Origin of the sequence: Streptococcus infantis, assembly GCF_047460405.1 — a bacterium.
GTDB lineage: Bacteria > Bacillota > Bacilli > Lactobacillales > Streptococcaceae > Streptococcus > Streptococcus infantis_Q.
Genome location: NZ_JASHGH010000007.1, coordinates 55,051 through 75,614 on the forward strand (window position 1 = coordinate 55,051; position 20,564 = coordinate 75,614).

General features: G+C 40.1%; 20 protein-coding genes and 1 pseudogene. 4 read left to right on the forward strand and 17 right to left on the reverse strand.

Annotation, left to right across the window (positions count from 1 at the left end; genetic code table 11):
* Window positions 1-82: 82 nt before the first annotated feature.
* From QM928_RS04635 to QM928_RS04665, 7 genes are all read right to left on the reverse strand, one after another.
* A complete protein-coding gene (locus tag QM928_RS04635) occupies window positions 83-445 on the reverse strand; it encodes a DUF1304 domain-containing protein (protein ID WP_153225645.1) in 363 nt (120 codons plus the stop codon).
* A gap of 10 nt (window positions 446-455) precedes the next feature.
* Window positions 456-872, reverse strand: coding sequence for a MarR family winged helix-turn-helix transcriptional regulator (locus QM928_RS04640; RefSeq protein ID WP_153225644.1), 417 nt, complete (start codon window positions 870-872; stop codon window positions 456-458).
* A gap of 233 nt (window positions 873-1,105) precedes the next feature.
* A complete protein-coding gene (locus QM928_RS04645) occupies window positions 1,106-2,239 on the reverse strand; it encodes a LysM peptidoglycan-binding domain-containing protein (protein WP_414276369.1) in 1,134 nt (377 codons plus the stop codon).
* A 176-nt stretch (window positions 2,240-2,415) separates the two neighbouring features.
* Window positions 2,416-3,030, reverse strand: a complete 615-nt coding sequence (locus tag QM928_RS04650) for an HAD-IA family hydrolase (RefSeq protein WP_414285413.1) — start codon at window positions 3,028-3,030, stop codon at window positions 2,416-2,418.
* A gap of 3 nt (window positions 3,031-3,033) precedes the next feature.
* Window positions 3,034-4,314, reverse strand: a complete 1,281-nt coding sequence (locus QM928_RS04655; RefSeq protein WP_414276367.1) for an MATE family efflux transporter — start codon at window positions 4,312-4,314, stop codon at window positions 3,034-3,036.
* A gap of 60 nt (window positions 4,315-4,374) precedes the next feature.
* Complete coding sequence (gene thrC, locus QM928_RS04660; protein WP_414276366.1) at window positions 4,375-5,859, reverse strand: threonine synthase; 1,485 nt, start codon at window positions 5,857-5,859, stop codon at window positions 4,375-4,377.
* A gap of 74 nt (window positions 5,860-5,933) precedes the next feature.
* Entirely contained in the window at window positions 5,934-7,211 is a 1,278-nt protein-coding gene (locus tag QM928_RS04665; protein ID WP_414285414.1) for a gamma-glutamylcysteine synthetase, read from the reverse strand.
* Window positions 7,212-7,583: 372 nt separating this feature from the next.
* Between QM928_RS04665 and adhP the strand changes: the two genes are divergently transcribed.
* From adhP to QM928_RS04685, 4 genes are all read left to right on the forward strand, one after another.
* Window positions 7,584-8,603: an alcohol dehydrogenase AdhP gene (adhP, locus tag QM928_RS04670; RefSeq protein ID WP_414294626.1), complete on the forward strand. Its 1,020-nt coding sequence runs from the start codon at window positions 7,584-7,586 to the stop codon at window positions 8,601-8,603.
* A gap of 439 nt (window positions 8,604-9,042) precedes the next feature.
* Window positions 9,043-10,032: a PTS sugar transporter subunit IIB gene (locus tag QM928_RS04675; RefSeq protein WP_248035889.1), complete on the forward strand. Its 990-nt coding sequence runs from the start codon at window positions 9,043-9,045 to the stop codon at window positions 10,030-10,032.
* Between the two features lie 29 nt (window positions 10,033-10,061).
* The gene (locus tag QM928_RS04680) at window positions 10,062-10,874 is read left to right on the forward strand and encodes a PTS mannose/fructose/sorbose transporter subunit IIC (protein ID WP_060955180.1); all 813 of its coding nucleotides are present in this window, start codon (window positions 10,062-10,064) and stop codon (window positions 10,872-10,874) included.
* Window positions 10,875-10,888: 14 nt separating this feature from the next.
* Window positions 10,889-11,800 (forward strand): PTS system mannose/fructose/sorbose family transporter subunit IID, encoded by a 912-nt coding sequence (locus QM928_RS04685; RefSeq protein WP_045763029.1) that lies wholly within the window; start codon window positions 10,889-10,891, stop codon window positions 11,798-11,800.
* A 234-nt stretch (window positions 11,801-12,034) separates the two neighbouring features.
* Here QM928_RS04685 and QM928_RS04690 read toward each other — a convergent pair whose 3' ends face one another.
* The 10 genes and pseudogenes from QM928_RS04690 to gtfA all read right to left on the reverse strand — a co-directional run bounded on the left by QM928_RS04690 (window position 12,035) and on the right by gtfA (window position 20,560).
* On the reverse strand, window positions 12,035-12,454 hold the full coding sequence (locus QM928_RS04690; protein ID WP_223339927.1) for a leucine-rich repeat domain-containing protein: 420 nt from the start codon (window positions 12,452-12,454) through the stop codon (window positions 12,035-12,037).
* A 644-nt stretch (window positions 12,455-13,098) separates the two neighbouring features.
* Window positions 13,099-13,344, reverse strand: a complete 246-nt coding sequence (locus tag QM928_RS04695) for a hypothetical protein (RefSeq protein ID WP_004238875.1) — start codon at window positions 13,342-13,344, stop codon at window positions 13,099-13,101.
* 166 nt (window positions 13,345-13,510) lie between these two features.
* Window positions 13,511-14,089: a DUF4230 domain-containing protein gene (locus tag QM928_RS04700; RefSeq protein ID WP_000493216.1), complete on the reverse strand. Its 579-nt coding sequence runs from the start codon at window positions 14,087-14,089 to the stop codon at window positions 13,511-13,513.
* A gap of 261 nt (window positions 14,090-14,350) precedes the next feature.
* A pseudogene (locus QM928_RS04705) lies at window positions 14,351-14,560 on the reverse strand (transposase); the annotation flags it as partial.
* Window positions 14,561-14,792: 232 nt separating this feature from the next.
* Window positions 14,793-16,127 (reverse strand): aminopeptidase C, encoded by a 1,335-nt coding sequence (gene pepC / locus QM928_RS04710; RefSeq protein ID WP_414294627.1) that lies wholly within the window; start codon window positions 16,125-16,127, stop codon window positions 14,793-14,795.
* A gap of 110 nt (window positions 16,128-16,237) precedes the next feature.
* Complete coding sequence (locus QM928_RS04715; RefSeq protein WP_414294628.1) at window positions 16,238-16,960, reverse strand: pseudouridine synthase; 723 nt, start codon at window positions 16,958-16,960, stop codon at window positions 16,238-16,240.
* A gap of 348 nt (window positions 16,961-17,308) precedes the next feature.
* Window positions 17,309-17,533, reverse strand: coding sequence for an accessory Sec system protein Asp5 (gene asp5 / locus QM928_RS04720; protein WP_075230877.1), 225 nt, complete (start codon window positions 17,531-17,533; stop codon window positions 17,309-17,311).
* Window positions 17,534-17,537: 4 nt separating this feature from the next.
* The gene (asp4, locus tag QM928_RS04725; RefSeq protein WP_311522962.1) at window positions 17,538-17,717 is read right to left on the reverse strand and encodes an accessory Sec system protein Asp4; all 180 of its coding nucleotides are present in this window, start codon (window positions 17,715-17,717) and stop codon (window positions 17,538-17,540) included.
* The gene (gtfB, locus tag QM928_RS04730; RefSeq protein ID WP_281335719.1) at window positions 17,710-19,056 is read right to left on the reverse strand and encodes an accessory Sec system glycosylation chaperone GtfB; all 1,347 of its coding nucleotides are present in this window, start codon (window positions 19,054-19,056) and stop codon (window positions 17,710-17,712) included. The genes asp4 and gtfB overlap by 8 nt, the downstream gene beginning before the upstream one ends.
* On the reverse strand, window positions 19,040-20,560 hold the full coding sequence (gene gtfA / locus QM928_RS04735; protein ID WP_414276360.1) for an accessory Sec system glycosyltransferase GtfA: 1,521 nt from the start codon (window positions 20,558-20,560) through the stop codon (window positions 19,040-19,042). Before gtfA ends, gtfB begins: the two co-directional genes overlap by 17 nt.
* Window positions 20,561-20,564 lie beyond the last annotated feature (4 nt).

Genomic DNA, 20,564 nt, shown 5'->3' on the forward strand with positions numbered 1-20,564 from the left:
CCGCTTTTTTTATTTAATTTATCAAGCATAAGGATTTATAATAATGGATTCTTAAATCCAATATTTTTTCCACCTCCTCTTTTTATTTCAAGAAAAGGATACTCAAGAGTGCTAGGATTGCTGGTCCACCTTGCTTGAGAATGATTTTTTTATCTGCTGTTAAGGCACCATAAGTCGCTGCTCCTATGACAAATAAAACAAAGATTGTTACGATTTCTAAGCTATGTGAGAAATAAATTCCGTAAATAAGAAATACCCCAATCAAGGCATTATAAATTCCTTGGTTTTTGAAAAGTGAGGTTACAGATGGTCGAGTCAACTCTTCCATTTCCATATTAAAGACTCGGCTAGTTGCGTCTGATTGGGTTACCATACTCTCCAAATAAAAGATATAAAAATGTTCGAGGGCAACAATAGTTGCTAAAATAGTAGTAATGATTGACATCGTTTTCTCCTTAAAATTCTATTTTTTCTAATCCTGATACTAGTTTTGTCAACAAAGCTGTCAGGTCTTGCTGCTCAGTAGAGGATAAGATGTTCTCCATCTGCTCCTTCACTCGCAAGTGATGTTTAGGCGGATTGACCAAGAGTTGATTCTTGGCTTCTTGGGTTAATTCAACTAAGACTTCTCGCTGATTGATTGGATTCCGATTGCGACTGACATAGCCCTCTGACTCCAGTATCTTAAAATGACGGGTCAAGGCTGCCTGGTCAATCTGCAACTTCTCCTGAACGGCAATCTGGTTACAGGGTGACTGTTGCAGTAAAAATTGCAGGATTTGATAGCGGGTCAAACTAATTCCCAATTGTTTCTCAAAAAGTTGAGTGATGGTCTGATCTGTTAAATGGAGCTGGTACAGTAATTCATGCATTTTTAGTATTTTCTCCTTTTACAAACATTTGATTTATCAATTATTGACTTATCAAGTGTAATACAAATAAATTGACTTTGCAAGTCTTTTGCTTACTCCGTTAAATTAGTCTCCTAGTCACAATCCCTCAAGGCTATGTTTTTCTATTTTATGCCTGGAGTTTATTTACGCTATCTAAGAGTTTGAAAATAAAAAAAGAAGCGGAAACTCAAGTTCCCAACCTCTTATTATTCTTAGTTCATCGATACGTGAACGTGGTCATAGTGGTTTTCTGTAATGCTTCCACGATCTGGCATTGGATTCCAAGTGTAAGCCGGTCCATATTTACTTGGGTATGGTGCGTAGAAACGTTGTTTCCAGATGATATAGTTAATTCCACGAGTCGCCATGTTCTGGATCGCATAATCTGCAATTTGGTCTCCAAGAGCTGAGCTTACTGGAACCATAAAGTCAATAGCAAGGCCTTTTCCGTGGTCTCCGCTATCTCCTGGACGGTAGCCACTAAAGGATGTAATGCCGAATAAGTTGGCAATTTCTTCTTTAAAGGCCGCAGTTTGTGGTTGAAGACCTGCATTTTCTGATTTTGAAGCTGCAATACTTGCATAATCAGGTGCTACTGGTGCTGCATAAGTTGCTGATGAACCTTGGCTTGCTTCAGCTTGATAAGTTGATGGTGCTGATTGAGTCTCTGTTACAGTCTCTGTAACTGGTGCTTCTGTTGTAGTCGTTTCTTCCACTACAGGTGTTTCTGCGACCGGCTCTTCCACTGGTGCTGAAACTTCTGCAACGGCTCCTGTTGTTGTTTCTGCTGCAGATCCTTCTGCTGGTGTTGCAACTTCAGTAGTGGCTTCTACTACTGACTCTTCTACCGGTGCTACAACTTCTGTAACAGCTTCTGTTGTTGCTTCTGCCACTGGCTCAGCTACAGTTGTTTCTGCAACTGGTTGAGTTAAATCTTCAACCTGTACAGTTTGGTCGTCTACAGTGACTTGGTTGGTTGTCAAATCTGCTGTTGCAGTTGTAACTTCGCCACCTTGAACTGTATCAGGGGTTTGAATTTCAACCTCTGTCACTTCTTCTTTTTCATTGACAGTTGTTGTAAGGACTGTCTCAGGGAAGATCAAATCAATATTGCTGATCTTGTTCAAGTTAGCAAGAACGGTCACATCCACTCCCAAAGCTTCGGCAATGGTACTTAAGGTATCACCATACTGAATCGTATAGCTTGTTTTATTCTCACTCTTGGTAACATCGTTTTGAATTTGCTCAACACTACGCGCTGTCCATACTAGTTCTTCTGCTTGAGTTGCCAATACAGGGGCAAGGGACAAGGCTACTGTTGATGCTAAAATAATTCTTTTCTTCATACTATCAAACTCCTTTTCAAATGTAGTACCTGTCTATCATAACACAAAGAAAATAGAAAAAAAGCCCTTTTGGGGCTATTTAACAGAACTGTACATTCGTTGTAACAAATTACATTACTTGAAATAGTTTGTTAGTTTCTTGTCATCAGGCTGACACATTCTTCTTGAAGAAAATTCTAGAAGGAAAGCGAGCTAATGTCTTCTAAATGCTCTATCTGTTGATTACAAGGTACAGGTGAGGCAAGAAAATTGATACTCTGAATCCCACTATTTTGAGCAAATTCGATATCCAAAGTCCGATCACCGATATAATAAGTTTGCTGAGGATCTAGTTCATACTTATCTAGAAGATAAATCGCAGCTTCTGGACTAGGCTTCCGAGAAAAGCCACTTTGATTGGTTAAAATTTCTGTGAAATAGTGGGCCAAACCCAAATTTTCCAAAATTGTAAAAGCATTGTCCCCTTTATGGGTATAAACAAACTGCTCAATTCCTTGCTGGTCTGCCCAAGCTAAGATTTCACGCGCCCCTTGCATCAGAACCACTTGAGCATTCTTCTCAGCCAAACTCTGAGCACGAACCTGATTGAGCATATCAGCATCCAAGCCTCTTTCTTCTCCCACCTTTTCCAACAGATCTTGAACGGAAGTTTGTAGAATAAAGGCACGAACCTCAGCCTTATCATAAGGAATGTCAAACTGGGCAAAAGTCTCTTCGATTCCTGATAAAATAGCCTCATAAGAGTCCAATAAAGTTCCATCTAAATCCCAGATAAATCCAATTTTTTTCATATGTCATCCTTTCAAAGAGATATATTGCTTATAACGATAGCGTAGGAAAATCCAACGGAAACCATTATCCAAAAGTGTTCCTGCCCAAATACCAGGCAAGCCCCAACCAAGAAAAATTCCCATCAGATACCCTGTTCCGATACGGATACACCACATCCCGATACTTGTCGCATAAAAGGGGAGGCGTGCATTTCCCAAACCCTGCCAGACAGCAGTATAAATGACTGTTCCCGTCGTCATCGGAGTTCCCAGTAGAGAGAACAGCGTCACCAAAACACTGGCTTCAATAGCCACAGGATCACTGGTATAGAGATAACTCAGTGGCGTTCCCAGAGCATAGATACTAAGTGTTAAGGGCAACATGAGAAAGAGAGACAAGTAAAAAGTTTGCTTACTGAGCTTGTCAACCCTTGCCCAATCATTTTCTCCAACTGCTCGAGCCACCTGCATAACTGTTGCCGTTGCGACTCCAAAGGCGGGCATATAGTTAAACTGAGTCAAGACTTCACCAATAGCATTCCCTGCGACGGCTTCAGTTCCGAAAGAAACAACCAAAGCAATAATAACCACATCTCCAGCTCGCATCATGAGACGCTCTCCCGCTGCAGGTAAAGCCAAAGTCAGTAAGTCTTTGTCCAGTCCAAACCTTGGTCTCGTATATGGAAGTTTTAATTGTGACCACAAAATCACAACCCCGATTAAACGAGATAGGATGGTCCCCCAAGCAACACCAGCTATGCCCATATCAAGAACAAAAATAGCTAGACTTGAAAAGAGAATATTCAAGGCATTGGATAAAAGACTCACATAAAGGGGAAGGCGCGGATTATGGGTGGCGCGAATCAAGACACCCAAACTAGTCATCAAGCCCAAGAGGACAATTGTCCCACCGACCAAAGCTAGGTATAGTCCACCACTCTCGGCCACAGCCGCTTCTGTCCCCAAAAGACCAATCATCTCTTGACCAGCAAAGATGGACAAGAACCCTAAAATCAAGCTCAAAAGCAAGGTTATCTTGAGCGCTTCTGTCACATGGTAGGCTAGTCTAGACTGGTCCTTCTGCCCCAAACTTTTGGAAATGACACTGGAAATCGCAGCTCCTAGAGCAATAAAAATTGCCTGGTAAATGGTGATAATATTGCCCGCTACAGATACACCCGAAATGGCTATCAAACCTAGATGGGCTACCAGATAGCTGTCCACCATTCCCATGAGCATCTGCAAGAAATTTTCACCCATGGCTGGCAGAGCTATGTTGAGAATGTCTTTATTTTTCTTAAACAATCCTTCCTCCTGATGAAAAGAAACTCAGTTAGTTGCCCAACCGAGTTTACTTCCTCTGTTTTAAAGTCCTAGATAAGATTCTACTGCAGTCTGCATCTCTGCTGCTGCAACAGTTGTCTTGTGACGAACTGGAGCTGTTTCGAGGCCATCAACTGCTGGTGGCACTGCTACTCCTGAGATTTCGTGTAATTGAGCCAAGGCTTCAAAATCGCTCAAACCTGATTTCCCTGTTACAGCTTCTACTGCAACCACTGGGAACTTGTATGGACTAGCAGTTGATGCAATCACGGTCTTAGTCACATCACCTGTAGCAGCTTGGTATTTTTTATAAACAGCTGAGGCAACCGCTGTATGTGGATCCTCAATGTAGGCATCTGTTTGATAAACACGCTTGATTTCTGCTGCTGTTTCCGCTTCAGTCGCATACTCAGCTGCAAAGAGGTCCAAAATCTCTGCATCAAAATCAGTCAACTCATATTGACCTTGGTTATTCAAAGCATTCATGAGTTCAGCTGTCTTAACCGCATCATTACCCAAAAGGTGGAAAATCAAGCGCTCCAAGTTTGAAGAGACCAAGATATCCATAGATGGGCTAGTGGTTACCTTAAACTCACGCTTCTTGTCATAAACACGAGTTTTAAAGAAGTCTGTCAAAACATTGTTGTCATTTGAAGCACAGATCAACTTACCAACTGGTAGACCGATTTGCTTAGCGTAAAAGGCAGCCAAGATATTTCCAAAGTTTCCTGTCGGAACGGTGAAGTTGACCTTGTCACCAGCCTTAATCTCGCCAGTTTTAACAAGCTGAGCGTAAGCATACACATAATAGACAATCTGTGGTACCAAACGGCCGATATTCATAGAGTTGGCTGATGAAAATTGCAACTTGTTAGCTGCTAATTTTTCACGAAGGGCCACATCATTGAACATATGCTTCACATTAGTCTGAGCATCGTCAAAGTTTCCATCAATAGCGATAACATGAGTGTTGTCACCAGTTTGAGTGGTCATTTGCAACTCTTGTACCTTGCTGACACCATCTTTTGGATAAAAGACGATAATTTCAGTTCCAGGAACATCCGCAAATCCTGCCATAGCAGCTTTCCCAGTGTCCCCAGATGTCGCTGTCAAAATGACAATCTTGTTTTCCAAGCCATGTTTCTTAGCTGCCGTTGTCATAAAGTATGGCAAGATAGACAAGGCCATGTCTTTAAAAGCAATGGTTGAACCATGGAAGAGTTCCAAGTTGTATTGACCATCAAGTTTGACAAGAGGAGCAATGGCTGGAGTATCAAACTTGCTATCGTAGGCGTTGGTAATACAGTAGTCCAACTCCTCTGCTGTAAAGTCATCCAAGAAGGCTGACAAAACAAGCTTGGCTACTTCTTGGTAAGAAGCGTCCTTTAATGTGTCAAAATCCAAATCTACCTTTGGATAACTAACCGGAGTAAACAAACCTCCATCTGTTGCCAAACCTTGCAAAATCGCTTGGCTGGCTGTTACGGTATTTTTTGCGTCTCGCGTTGATTGATAAACTAATGTCATAAATCTCTATCCTTTATCTATAGTCTCATCCATTATAACATGATTTTTCAGAAAATTCTTCCTTTATAAGAAAATTATAGAGTCATTTTTTCTTTCAAAGGCTCTAAATAGGTCATTTCTTGCTGACCTCTCATTTCAAGACCTTGCTCTGCTATAGCTAGTAAGTCTTTTGAGAATTGAACAATTCCAGCTGTTTCCTCATCTGAAAGCTGTTTCTTAGAAAACTGGCGTCTCAAAGATTTGTAGTCACGACCAAATCTCTCAAAGAAAGGTGCTGTTTCTAGGTATGTTTCAAGCTTGTCTAGATTCACCAGCAAACCTAGATGAAAGGCAGCCGACGCAAAAGTGCGGTCTAGTGGTTGCGTACAAACACTACGAAATTCGACCGTCCCTCGAGTTGTTAAGTCTTGATATTGGTAACTACGGTGCGTTTGAAAATCCTTCTCTTGAGGAACAAGCAGAGTTTCTTTTCCATTTAGAGTATAGGCCGAAACTTCCTCAGTAGCTAGGTAATCTCTAGCCCGAATCGGAGAAAAATAGTAGGTTTCCCCATCTCGTTCTGCTGTAAAAATCGCAGAGCGGTCGAGATAATCAAAGAAATCATCCTCATCTTTGAAGAGTCTGGCATTGACACCAACATTCTCTGGATAAATCCCATGCATGGAGTCTTCCCAAAAGATATCTCGTGAAATCTGAGTATCCCAGTCTGCTCCTGAAAACTCAGAATTGGCAAATAAGAAAGCTTTGGCTGCCTCAAGCTGAGTGAAAGCATTGATGACACGTAGGTAGTTAGCAGTCGATACGTCCAACTGAACTTGACTCCCACAGATAAAGGCTCCATATTGGGGAAAGTCATACAAATCAGCACTCTCTTGGCGACTTCCCATCTGCAGATAAGCCATCAGCATCTGGTAGCGTGGATAAGCCACAGGGCGATTGTCATTCTGATCCCAGCTTGGATGAATCCCCCAGCCCTGGATAGCATGATCCTTTTCGCCTAGTTTTTCCTGAATAACCTTCATATAAGCTTGAAATCGTCCTTGGACCTCTTGGATTTTCTGGGCTCTGCCAAAGGCAAACTCCAAGGTCGTGTAGGAAACCTCAAACAGAATCCGATCCTGACTCTTTGGTTCTACAAGTTGAATTGGATTGCCATCCTGGTCTTCCTTTTCAACTTCCAGACCGAGAACACCAACCAAAAAGTGCATCAATTCTTTGCTGACTTCAATATCGGTAGCTTGCCCATTTACTTGAACGATAGGAAACTCCAACTCAATCCCAATATAGAGGTCTGGATTTTCTTTGATATTTTTTAAATAACGGCTTTTCAATATCTGAATAGAAGGGGACATAGATACCTCTCACTCTAAATTCTCTTACTAGAAAGATCAATTGCTTTCTATATTATACCAAAATCCCCTCGAGAAAGAACTCAGAAAAATTGCTGAAAACCTTCAAGAGGCGATATAAAGTCAACTTTTCTAGCGTTTATAGGTATTTACTCGCCAATGCATCAATCTTATTTGTTCAATTTTCACAGTCTTATCAACCGGTTAAGCGATTACATGGTTTTTTACCTCAAAACCATTGTACTATAGTAAATATCGTGATATACTTCACATATAAGTAAATAAGAGGGCGGTTCAAATTCGACTTCACTTGAAAACCTCTCAAGCCAAGCCCCTTTTCCTCTGCACCTCAACGAATCATCAAGGAGGATAGCTATGAAAGCTGTTGTTGTAAATCCAGAAAGCACTGGTGTTGCTATTGAAGAAAAAGTGCTCCGTCCGCTCGAAACTGGGGAAGCTCTTGTAGAAGTTGAGTACTGTGGTGTTTGCCACACAGACCTCCACGTTGCCCATGGTGACTTTGGAAAAGTTCCAGGACGCGTTCTCGGTCACGAAGGTATCGGTATCGTCAAAGAAGTTGCTCCTGATGTTAAAAGCCTAAAAGTTGGTGACCGTGTCAGCGTAGCTTGGTTTTTTGAAGGCTGTGGTATGTGTGAATACTGTACAACTGGGCGCGAAACTCTTTGCCGTACAGTAAAAAATGCTGGCTACTCAGTAGATGGTGGTATGGCAGAACAATGTATCGTAACTGCAGATTATGCCGTTAAGGTTCCAGAGGGTCTCGATCCAGCCCAAGCTTCTTCAATCACTTGTGCCGGTGTTACTACCTACAAGGCTATCAAAGAAGCAAAAGTTGAGCCAGGTCAATGGGTTGTACTCTATGGTGCTGGAGGTCTTGGTAACTTGGCTGTTCAATACGCTAAAAAAGTGTTTAACGCTCACGTTATCGCAGTTGACATTAACAATGATAAACTTGCCCTAGCTAAAGAAGTTGGTGCAGATATCGTGATTAACGGTCTTGAAGTCGAAGATGTCCCAGGCCTTATCAAAGAAAAGACAAACGGTGGTGCTCACTCAGCTGTCGTAACAGCTGTATCAAAAGTTGCCTTTAACCAAGCAGTTGACTCTGTTCGTGCAGGCGGTCGTGTAATAGCTGTCGGTCTCCCATCTGAAATGATGGACCTTAGCATCGTCAAAACAGTTCTTGATGGTATCCAAGTCATCGGTTCCCTTGTTGGAACACGTAAAGATTTGGAAGAAGCCTTCCAATTTGGTGCTGAAGGTCTGGTTGTACCAATCGTTCAAAAACGCCCTGTCGAAGATGCCATTGCTGTCTTTGATGAAATGGCTGCCGGTACCATCCAAGGTCGTATGGTTCTAGACTTTACCCATTAAGATAAATAATAAATGCCAAAACGAGGTAGGGACAGAAGATCCTACCTCGTTTTTTTAGCAATAAAATTTTGATACGACAACTAATTGGACCTGGGGCATTTTTTAGACGCCCAAGAGCACTAGTGAAGAAAACGTCATTTTTCTAGACAAATTCTACAAGCAAACAGCGGATTGTTGAAACATCAGGGACCCGGACTAGAAAGTCGTGAGTTAATTCATCGACCTCTGCCCACCCATTTTTTATATTAAATTTTTTTACCATTTTATAGACGATTTTACAAAAAGTTTATATATCAATATCTGTAAAGATAAAGCTTTGAGATTTTTTTCACTCTTTATTATAATTAGTTGCTTTTTTTCTGAAAACGATTTATACTTAAGGAGTCTTAAAGTTTTCTTAAACTACGAGTCAAACATTTTATAAGGAGGAATGACAATAATGAGTATCGGAATCATTATTGCGAGCCACGGTGAATTTGCCGCTGGTATTCATCAGTCAGGATCTATGATCTTTGGTGAACAAGAAAAGGTTCAAGTTGTAACCTTTATGCCAAACGAAGGTCCAGATGATTTATACGCAAAATTCAACAATGCTGTGGCTGCATTTGACGCAGAAGATGAGGTTCTAGTCTTGGCTGACCTTTGGAGTGGTTCTCCATTTAACCAAGCAAGCCGCGTAATGGGAGAAAATCCTGAGCGTAAATTTGCCATCATCACAGGACTTAACTTGCCGATGTTGATCCAAGCCTACACAGAGCGCCTTATGGATGCTAATGCTGGAGTGGATAAAGTCGCTGCGAACATCATTAAAGAAGCCAAAGATGGCATCAAGGCTCTACCAGAAGAGATAAACCCAGCTGAGGAAGTTGCAACTGCTGCAGCTGCTCCTGTAGCCCAAGCTGCCATCCCAGAAGGAACTGTTATCGGAGACGGTAAATTGAAAATCAATCTTGCTCGTCTTGACACACGTCTTCTTCATGGACAAGTCGCAACTGCTTGGACACCAGATTCAAAAGCTAACCGTATCATCGTTGCTTCAGATAACGTAGCTAACGACGATCTTCGTAAAGAATTGATCAAACAAGCAGCTCCTAACGGAGTGAAGGCTAACGTTGTACCAATCAAAAAATTGATTGAGGTTGCAAAAGACCCTCGTTTTGGTGAAACACACGCCCTTATCTTGTTTGAAACACCTCAAGATGCCCTTCGTGCTATCGAAGGCGGTGTGCCAATCAAGACTCTTAACGTTGGTTCAATGGCTCACTCAACTGGTAAAACAATGGTCAATAACGTATTGTCAATGGACAAAGACGACGTTGCTACATTTGAAAAAATGCGCGACCTTGGCGTTGAATTTGATGTACGTAAAGTACCAAACGACACTAAAAAAGATTTGTTTGACTTGATTAGCAAAGCTAACGTTCAATAATTAACATTAAATAGAAAAGGAATAAAACCATGTCAGATATTTCATTCATTTCTGCTATCTTGGTTGTAGTTGTTGCCTTCTTCGCAGGTCTTGAAGGTATCCTCGACCAATTCCAATTCCATCAACCAATCGTCGCATGTACCCTTATCGGTCTTGTCACAGGTAACCTTGAAGCAGGGGTTATGCTTGGTGGATCACTTCAAATGATCGCCCTTGGTTGGGCAAACATCGGTGCTGCCGTTGCTCCTGACGCTGCCCTTGCCTCTGTTGCCGCTGCAATCATCATGATTAAAGGTGGTAACTTTACTACTGAAGGTATCGCAGTCGCAACTGCTACTGCAATACCTCTTGCCGTAGCTGGACTTTTCTTGACTATGATTGTTCGTACAATCTCAGTTGGTTTGGTTCACACTGCTGACGCTGCTGCTAAAGAAGGAAACATTACAGCTGTTGAACGCGCTCACTACTTTGCCCTCGCTCTTCAAGGTCTACGTATTGCTATCCCAGCTGCACTCTTGCTTGCAATGCCAACTGAAGCCGTTCAAAGCGTATTGAACCTTATGCCAGAATGGCTTAAAGGTGGTATGGCTGTCGGTGGTGCTATGGTCGTTGCCGTTGGTTACGCATTGGTTATCAACATGATGGCTACTCGTGAAGTATGGCCATTCTTCGCTATCGGTTTTGCTCTTGCAGCAATCTCTCAATTGACTTTGATTGCCCTTGGTGTCATCGGTGTTGCCCTTGCCTTCATCTACCTCAACCTTTCTAAACAAGGTGGAAACGGCGGAGGAGGAGCTGCAACTTCTAACGATCCAATCGGTGATATCCTAGAAGACTACTAGAAAGGGGAACAATCATGGCTGAAAAAATTCAATTATCAAAATCAGATCGCCAAAAAGTTTGGTGGCGTTCACAATTCCTTCAAGGTTCTTGGAACTACGAACGTATGCAAAACTTGGGTTGGGCTTACTCTTTGATCCCAGCTATCAAGAAACTTTACACTAAAAAAGAAGACCAAGCTGCTGCTCTTGAGCGTCACCTCGAGTTCTTCAACACTCACCCATACGTAGCTGCCCCAATCATGGGGGTTACTCTTGCACTTGAAGAAGAACGCGCAAACGGTACTGAAATCGATGACGCTGCTATCCAAGGTGTTAAGATCGGTATGATGGGACCTCTTGCTGGTATCGGTGACCCAGTCTTCTGGTTTACAGTTCGTCCTATCCTTGGTGCCCTTGGTGCATCACTTGCTGCAACTGGTAACATCGTTGGTCCACTTCTCTTCTTCTTTGGATGGAATGCAATCCGTATGTCTTTCCTATGGTATACACAAGAGTTTGGTTACAAGGCTGGATCTGAAATCACTAAAGATATGTCAGGTGGTATCTTGAAAGACATCACTAAAGGAGCTTCTATCCTTGGTATGTTCATCCTTGCCGTTCTTGTACAACGTTGGGTATCAATCAACTTCACTATCAACCTTCCAGGTAAACAATTGTCAGAAGGTGCCTACATCGTCTTCCCAGAAGGTCCTGTTACAGGTGGAGAATTGAAGGGAATCCTCGGCCAAGCACTTAGCGGATTGAGCCTAGATAGCGTTCAACCACAAACGCTTCAAGGTCAGTTGAACTCATTGATTCCAGGATTGATGGGACTTCTCCTTACTTTCCTTTGCATGTGGTTGCTTAAGAAAAAAGTATCTCCAATCACAATCATTCTTGCCCTCTTTGTAGTTGGTATCGCAGCTCGTTTCTTCGGTATCATGTAATCTTGGTGAGAATGTACAAACAAAAAAAGAATCAGGTTTATCACCTGATTCTTTTGGCTCTTTGTCAAATAGTGTTGATGAAGAACCTAATGAAAAAAGAATCCAACAAAAATTGGACTACCTGTCTCCGGTTGAATACCGAAGACGGTAGCCCTAGGGTGTTTTTATTAAATTCTCACTTTTTGGGGTCAGTCCCTAAGCCTGATAGTAATTTTTTGTTCATACTATTCCCCTTTAGTCATTTACTACTTTAAGTTGCATTGCTTTAGCTACTTCTTCTGCCTTTGATCCCTTAGGTGTATGGATTTCTACATCTGGGTTACAGTTATCCACAAAATAGAAGTATTCTGTAATTTCTGTTACACTTGCTGGAATTGTAATAGATTTAATTGATGATGTCCCCCAAAATACTAATGTTCCAATACTCTTTGTTCCTTCTGGGAATACAACTGATTCTAATGAACTATCAGAGTTGAAAACATCATCTTCTACTGTTTCTATTGACTTACCAAAGTGGACATACTTTAACTTATTGTCAATCGTAAACGCACCTTTTCCAATATATCGTACTGTATCTGGTAAAACGATTGCCTCACAATGTTTCAAGTTCGCAAGACCACGTTCTCCAATTGCGATAACAGGTTTACCTTTAATTTCCTTTGGTACACGAACAACCTTATCGTCAGAAGTACAACTATAGATGACATAACCTTCTTGCCATTCATCATATGTGAAGTACTTTTCATCTGTCTCTGGGAAGTCTTTGAAGTTCTTCTCTGTTACTTCAGAGTTATTTGTTGTGTTATTTTTTGTTTCTATTGTAGAAGTACTTGTTGTGGTATTTTGTTTTGACTCCTTAGGTCCGCATCCTACTAAACCTTATAAGAGTACTGCTGCACATAAGCCTGATAATAGTTTCTTGTTCATTATTTCTCCTCCTAATATTTTATGAATATATTAATACTTGTATTGTTATAGGATGTAGATATTCTTGCTAATATCAAATATTTCTATTTAATCTTCCCATAAATATACACATGTTAATATATTAATATCTTTAAGGATTTATAACTATAGTTCCTTAATTTTCCCAGTAAAAAAACGAAAGGCACCACAAGTTATTTATGTGTTTTCTTTAAACGATTCATGTACTTCTGTCGCAACTTCTCACCCGCCTTTAATTGCGGTTGCGATAGATTGAGGACCTAAATATGCATCCCCTGTTATTAGTTCATTTCTATTGTATTCTGATGTTGACCGAAAGTCAAATTTTTACCTTTCATCTAGAACACTAAAGTCTACTTTTGTTCAATTGCTGCAACGACAAGGTCACATGGAATAATATGTTCACTACCTGCCACTTCATGCGTTGATCTTCTTCCACTTTCATCTGATTCACCAAGTTCCATTGTAATAACCTTTACACCAGTTACTTTCCCACTCTCATCACGCAATACTTCTTTAATATTCTCTAAGAAATGGAATGTAACACCTTCATTGTGTGCATCTTTGATTTGTAGTGTAGCTTCTAGTATATTGTTCATATGGTCATCATTCTTTTGTTTTAGGTTTCAGCGCTTTTAATATAATGGATGTTGGCCTTTTTGTATACACTAAAATAGGGTTGGTGGAAAATTTCCATCAACCCTAAAAATTATAGAACCACACAAAACCCTGACCAGAGATGGCCAGGGTTTTGTATTTCAAAAATTATTCTGTAAATTCTATAGTTACTTTTACTTCAGAATCCATTGAAGAAAATATTGTTTTATAATAATTGATTGCAGATTCTTTAATTTCACTCTTAAATTTATCTAAATACTCTGCTTGTTTATCACTAGAAAGTTGGTTAGCGACCAATTTCCCAGTATCAATATCTTCTGTAGTTCCACTTAATAACTCTCCATGACTATCATATAAATCATAAGGATTATCTTTTGAAAGTTCAACACCAATTACTTCCAATTTTGGAACAATAACCTTATATTCTTTTTCGCTTATTTGTTCAACCTTTACACTACTTTTAATTCCAAATTTAGCTTTATAATTTAAAATTACTAATGCTGCTTTTTTAGAGAACGGCACATCAAACCCAAAAACTTGAGTTGTTTTTGTTTCAGAAATAATTTCATTAATTCCCGCATTCAAAAATACAACTTCATTCACTTTTTCAATACTTTCGATATTAATTGACGATTTGACTTCTGATTTATGTTCCTTAGGTAAGAAAAATAGCACTCCAATAGCTATAATAGCTATTAATACCACATTCAATAGTACACTAAACATATTAACTTTCTTCTTTAATATAGACAAGATAAAAAAACCTCACTTTAAATAATCTATCTAAATTTTACACATTCTAAAGAAAATAGTCAATATTTTTTCGTACTATCTTCTAAAATTAATTGTGCCTATTAAAAATGAAATTAGTTTGTTGCATTTGATTATATTTTTTGAACACCAAATCCATTTAAAATTGAGTGCTATTTTGAGCACTAAAAAAGGGCTCTTTGGTAAATAGTGTTGATGAAGAAATTTAGGAAGGGATTAAGCAACTAATTGTTGCTTAATTCCTTTTTGTTTTGGGCCAAACATTTTTGTTATTAAAATAATCCTATTTCTAAAATGGTAATAGTTTCTAAAGCCGTAGGCATTTCTTTTAAGCACTTTTATTTTATTATTTATTCCTTCAATAGGGCCATTTGTTCTAGTTGGATACTCACAAGTATTTTGAATATATGGCAAGTAAGTCAAAAGATTTTCTCTTTTTAAATATCTTCTCTTGAACTTTATTATCCCAAATAATGTTTTTATCTTTGATTTGTAGTGTAGCTTCTAGTATATTGTTCATATGGTCATCATCCTTTTGTTTTAGGTTTCAGCGCTTTTAATATAATGGATGTTGGCCTTTTTGTATACACTAAAATAGGGTTGGTGGAAAATTTCCATCAACCCTAAAAATTATAGAACCGTTCTTTTTATATCTCATTTATTCTGCCAAGGCACCCATTGGATCCCATGGTGCAAGGACGATTGGTTCTGCTTCATAAGCAGCTCGTTCTTCTGCTGTTAGCAATTCTTTGCGAACAACGATTTGGTAAGTGTATTCGTCCATCCAAGCGTCTGAGGCAACAAAGTAACCATCTGTTCCAACCTTGTCTCCCCATGAGTTTTCAACTTTCCATTTGACTGATTTGCCATTTTCATCCAGATCAACACCTGTCAAGACCATAGCGTGGGTCATCAAGCTTTCGCTGTAGTCCAAACGTCCAGCCTTGTCTTGAGTGAGTTGAATATCCATGCTTGATTCAAAATCATAAACATCTGTCGCAAGGATTCCGGCTTTACGGTTGCTGAGCTGGCCAACATCTGAACCAAACCAAACAGTTTCTCCTGTTTGCATTTGGGCAATCGCCAATTCTTTCAAACGTTCCATCGGTACGTTGATGTAGCGAACTGCACGGCTTCCAACGACATTTCCCAACATCTCAACTGTGTAAGATTTACCGTAAGGTTTGTCAGCAGTTGGAGCATTGATCACAGAAACGTAGTCTTCTAATGGAAGGTCGACATATTTCTTGTAAAACTCTTGTGGAGTGATGCCTTTTTCGCTTTGGTAGTTGTTGTCCTTATCACGATAAGCAAAGTCAAATTGACGTGGTGGAAGTCCTAGTGACATAGCAAGGAAGTTAAAGATTTCTTGCAAGAGGTCTTCTTTCTTAGCTTGAACAGTCGCTTGGTCAGCACCTGAAGCCAAGAGGTCACGCAAGATTTGAGCGTCTTGACGAAGCAATTTGTTAAGGATTGCATTGAGCTCACGGCTACTGCTAGATGAAACAGACTCTGGATAAACAGACTTAGGAACGACACCATATTTCTCAAAGAGAGCCACAACCATATCCCATTGACCACCATCTTGTTGTGGAGTTTGGAGTAGGAAGCTAACCTTGCGGCTTGTCAATTCTTGGTCTGCAGTCTCAATGACTTGCTCCAAGAACCAGTTTGATTTTTCATACTTGTCCCAGAAGAAGGTGTGGGCTTGTGACAATTCAAAGTTTTCAAGTTTGTATTGAGAGATGAGTTTGTGGCGGAAAGTATTGAGGGCCGCAAACATCCAGCAACGACCAGAAGCCTTCTGGTTAGTGACCTTGTCCTTTGTCAAATCAAGTGAGAAAACAGGGGTGTTATCTACATGGCTTTGACGACGCTCAAGGGCTGCAAAAATCCCATTATGGCTAGCAGCATTTTCGATAGCTTGATATTTAACATTTGCTTCATAGTTGGCAAATAATTTATCTGTAAATGATTCTTGAATCGCGTTCATAAAATCCTCCTTTTATTCTACAGTCTATTATAACGCTTTTCACAAAGGAAGCAACCAAAAATCGAAAAAGGCAAGGATATTTTCCTCACCTTTTTCAAAGATTACACAGGTTACCCAACACTTTCGAGCAAGTTTTCTAATTCCTCTGTGGTCAAACGACGCCATTCCCCACGTTTCAGATTTTCATCCAAGGTCAAAGTTCCCATGGTCAGACGTTTCAAGTCCACCACTTCCTTGCCACAGTAGGCTACCATGCGTTTAACCTGGTGGAATTTCCCTTCTGCAATGGTCACTCGAACCAAACTTTGGTTTTTTTCTCTATCAATAAACACAAGCTCCAGTATTGCAGGCTGACAGATAAAGTCCTTGAGCGGAATTCCCTTGGCAAATGTCTCAATATCTTCATCCGTCATGATTCCATCGACTTGCGCAAGATAGGTTTTATCCACATGGCGTTTTGGTGAAAGAAGAGCATGAGCCAGCTTGCCATCATTGGTCAAGAGTAGAAGTCCATGCGTATCGATATCCAAGCGCCCTACTGGGAAAACTTCCTTAGCACGTGCATAGTCACCCATTAAATCCAAGACTGTCTTGTGTTTAGGATCTTCAGTCGCTGAGATAACGCCCTGAGGCTTGTTCATCATGTAGTAGACAAACTCCTCGTACTCTAGCTTTTGCCCGTCAAAACAAATCTCGTCTGTCTCTTCATTGATTTGTAGCTTGGCAGATTTTTCCTTTTTACCATTGACCATCACACGCCCAGCTTTTAGAAAGTTTTTAACCTCTGTCCGACTTCCTACGGCGCAGGTAACTAAAAATTTATCTAATCTCATAGCACTATTATACCATGAATAAGCTTAATCTTATACTCTTCGAAAATCAAATTCAAACCACGTCATCGTCCCCTTGCCGTACTCAAATACAGCCTGCGGCTAGCTTCCTAGTTTGCTCTTTGATTTTCATTGAGTATTAGTACAAAAATAAGCCGCCTGATTGGGCGACTTTATTTTATAGGGAGATTATTATGAAAAATTTTTAGGAGTTAAAGTTAAGGTCTTCTTAACTTATGCTTATAGTATAAGCTAGATTCCTAAAAGTTTTCTTAAAATTTTCTCCTCAAACTTAAATTTCTTTAAATCTTCACTATTAAAATCAAGCATTGTCTCTTTAAAAAATATAGATCATGAAAACGTTAAGGCCATAAAGAGGAGTAGCATCACAAATAAGGCTAAGCTAACGAGCAAAGTTAGAACTTTAACAAGCGTATTGCTTTGCCAATAGCTGGGCTTTCCGATATTACTAGTTGCATCCATAGAAAAAATTTGAGTTTGTCTTGGTTGAATGGTCACAAGGATGATTAAGGCAATAGCTAAAATAATGGTTAAAATTATCAATAATTCAGTCATTTAACTACCTCAAAAGTCCTATCAAAGTAAATAATAAACCAATCAAGATAACTAACCCCAACAAGAAAGAGAATGTTTTACTGATTTTTTCACCACGTGTAGATTTTTCTTTTTTGATGGGTTCTTGTTTCATCTCTTCCATGCGACCTTCAACATCCTGATAAAATAGATCTTTTTTAGTCATGGCTTTCTCCTAAAATGGTTTCCATCCGCTCCTGATACATAATTGGATCCACATAATTGGCATGGTAACCCTGTTCTCCAAGAGCTCGTCCCATCTCCTTAACGTTAGAAAGAGCTAATTCAATAGTTTGAATCATGCCGTCCACTGCTTCCTTAGCGAAAATATGACTTGGAGCTGTATAGCGACGGTTATGGGCAGTTTCTTCAAAAGCTAGGACCAGTTGGTTGTGTTCAAAGGCCTGTCGAACAGCCTGGAGCAATTCATTACCATAGTTGATATCCAAGTAGATATCTGATAACTGATAAAGGTCCTGAATCTTTTGAGGACTAGCATTTTGATAGAGTACGACATTGGGATAGCGGAGCATATCCAGCAACTTGGATGACATCTCTGTCACTGCCGCGATTCGGAAAGTGACCCTTGGTAAACTCTCCACCAATTTTTCAACTTGCTCTAGTTGATCCGAATTGGTCACTATTAGGGCATCAGGTCGAACAAAATTATCACGCTTAAAGTGATAATGATAGCCTAAGTGACTAAACTTATGATGGAATTTTGCATCCGTCAATTGCAGAGCGCGTTCATAAGTCGCATAATCTGGAATGATAATGGTCTTAGCACGAAGTTGGTCATTCTCCAAAATCAATTGCATATTTCCTGGTATATCATCATGTAGTGGTTCTTGCCAAACTAGAATATCCTGACCTGATTTGTCTGGGAAATGGAAGGAAGTCAAAAACGATGTAGATAGGGTATTAAAGAGAAGGTGGTCTAGATTCACTTTCAAACCTTGTAAGAAGTCTATGATAAAGGCCACTCGACCAGAAAAATGGCGCAAGCCTTGCCCTTCCAAGGTTAACAGAATATCACCTGTGACATGGTTTTCCAAAATAACTTCTTTTTGATCTACGTTCCGATAAGAAGTCATAATAGCTTGGCCAGAAGCATCAAAGGTCGTCTTAGCAAAGCAAGCTCCAAAACGATTGTAGTGATCTACTTGGAAGATGCGACCTGCTGGTGTTTTCCATTCGACTTTTTTCACCAAACGAGCCTGTAAACCAGCTGCAAAATGAATCACTGCTCGTTCTTGATTAAGGTCATTGATGGTTCCAAATTGATTATTCCCAGCAATCTCCCAAAAGTCTGGTACAGGAACTTGGTTAAAATACAAGGGTTTACCGCTATCATAACCCAAATAATAGGTGAAAGGTGAGACAACTCCATCTGGCAAAAATCCATCGGGTTCAATAACCACAGCCAAATCAGACAGTCCTGCTTCAGTCAGACTATAGTGCAAATCTTGGCTTTCTTGATTATATACATCAAATAACTGAATCATCCACTACCTCCTTGATTGTATTTTCCCATTTGTTCAAAATCTCTTGAGTCAAGAACTTCTCGGCTATCTGGTAGGATTTTTCTCTCATACTATCCAAACGATTTTCCAAATACAGTTGGCAGATTTTTTCTGCATAAGCTTTCTTGATTTCATCTTCGACATGGTCAGATGAACTTGGAATCAAGTAACCATTTTCACCATCTTCGATGAAGGTTTGATTTCCATAAGGAACATCAAAACCAATCAATGGCAGGCCTGATCCAATTGCTTCCATGAGTGTCAACCCAAAGCCTTCACTGGTAGAAGCGGTTAGATAAACTTCATACTGTGAATAGATTTGGGAAAGTTCTGCATGGCCCTTGAGTTTAATATACTCTTCTGCATGACCTGCAGCGATAATCTCATGAAGACGTCTTTCTTCGCCACCACTACCGTAGATATCAAAGGTTAATTCTGGCAATTCCTTATGAGCCTCAATCACAGCCTTCACGAGCCAATCAATGTGTTTTTCCTTGGCTAGACGCGAAGCTGTAATAAGAGAAAATGGCTTACGGCTCTCTTGTGGTTTTGTTAATTGGTCAACACTTCCAACTGGAATGGTCACAATCTTAGGTGCATGCGAGGTATAGTGAGCAAACTGTTGCTCTAGAACTTCCTTTTGACGATCCGTTGAAACGATAAAGAGATCGACCTTATCTGCATTGGTAAACTGGTAGTCATAATAGTTGTTCCAAAGGATATAATCATCATTGGTCGCATTTTCACTGTAATGCTCCGCATGAACAACTACCGCTAGATGCGCCGCTTGCGCTTCCTCAAAAACAACCTGACCAATCCCTGTCTCACGATCTAAAATTACTAGATCTGATTTACTTAACCCAAGTGTCTGCATGAAATAACGGAGCAAGGCGGGTTTCCCGTATAAGATTCGATCCTTGAAACGGTAGACTTCCTCGGTCCCTTGATTCATGAACATCTCATAAGCTGGAGTCCCATCTTCATTGTAGAAGGTTCTTTGGTAGAGTGTCGCTACATTATCTTTAGGAGCAAAATACTCTGTGCAGTAGCGTGTGTAAGAGAAGTAATCCTTGCGGATTAACTTACCAGCATACACATACTCCACATGTTGGACAAAATCTTTTTCCTCATCTACCAAATAACAAGTGATAAACTTGTCCTCATCTGAGAAGAAGATTCGTTCAATTTTCCCATTTCGTTCACGACGGCTTTCTACACCTTCAAAGTAAGCCAAAACATCATCTACCGTCACACTGGTCGGTGCAATCTTGATGTCTGTGAAGTGAGTGTAAAGCCAGATGACCTGATCATCATCAAAACCGATATTTGCGGTTAAGTGCTGGATATTATCACCCAAAATCATGTCTGTAAAGATAAACTTTGACGGCAGATTTAGGCTGCGAAAAATACCTGCACGGTAAGCTTGGGCATATTCAACACCACTGCTGGCCCAGCCGATTCCTAAATTTATATTGTAAATTGTCATATTG